Here is a 1095-nt window from a genome sequence, read left to right on the forward strand (position 1 = left end):
AATCGCAACAGTCGCTGAGCGGCCTTTAGATATCTGGCTCGCTGCGGTCGCTGCGGCCAAATCCATCTGTTCCATTAACCAGCCAGCGTAAATGTCACCATGTACATTGGTATTACGAGGCATCGCAATGACTTGCAAAGTCAGACGACCCGAAGGCCCCAAACCCGATTCAGATGAATTCATTTGATCTCTTTCCTTTAATAAAGCGGCTTGCTTTCAGTATAGCCAAGATCGGAAAAGTGCCAGTGAAAATCATACACATGTGACCAAAACTTGAACTGGCCCCGAATATTTCATTTTTTGTCATAAAAATTGGTCAATGCCGAAGCGACTTTCTTAGATTTAGCTATCTAAGCAATACAACAACTCCCCGCTAAGCCCCGTAGATATGGGATCTAACAGTTTTTTTACATTCTTATGACACTTATGTGACAAACAAGACGGAGCTGTCACATAACTGTAACATTGCATCTTTATAGTGGCCTCATCAAGAAAGTAAGCAAACAAATTTTTCGGCAATTAAGCCACTTAGGAGCACTCAAGATGATAAAGAAAATAGTTAGTATCTTAGCCCTCAGTACATTAGGTGCTGTGAGCACTGCACACGCAGATGTTGATCCAAACCTTCCTAAATACGAGAAAGCCAGTGGCGTTTCAGGCAACCTTTCAAGTGTTGGTTCTGATACCTTGGCAAACCTGATGACACTTTGGGCCGAAGACTTTAAGCGTAACTACCCAAATGTAAACATTCAGATTCAAGCAGCGGGTTCTTCAACTGCGCCTCCAGCTTTGACTGAAGGTACCTCAAACATTGGCCCAATGAGCCGTATGATGAAAGACAAAGAGCGCGGCGCATTCGAAAAGCGTCACGGTTATGCGCCAACAGCCGTTCCAGTTGCAATCGATGCATTAGCAGTATTCGTAAACAAAGATAACCCAATCAAAGGTTTGACTATTCCTCAGATCGACGCGGTTTTTTCATCTACTCGTAAGTGTGGCTTCGACAAAGAAGTAAAAACTTGGGGTGACTTGGGTGTGACGGGTAACTTGGCTGGCCAAACTGTTCAGCTTTTCGGTCGTAACTCTGTATCAGGT

The 1095-nt window shown here is 44.1% G+C and carries 1 protein-coding gene and 1 pseudogene; one reads left to right on the forward strand and one right to left on the reverse strand.

From position 1 onward, the window contains the following. Window positions 1–183: pseudogene (locus tag A3735_RS24370) on the reverse strand (acyl-CoA thioesterase); the annotation flags it as partial. 360 nt (window positions 184–543) lie between these two features. On the opposite strand from A3735_RS24370, the gene A3735_RS24375 reads away from it, so the two are divergent. Further along, on the forward strand, window positions 544–1095 hold a 552-nt coding region (locus tag A3735_RS24375), incomplete at its 3' end, for a PstS family phosphate ABC transporter substrate-binding protein (RefSeq protein ID WP_197486013.1).

The organism is Oleiphilus sp. HI0061 (genome assembly GCF_001635675.1).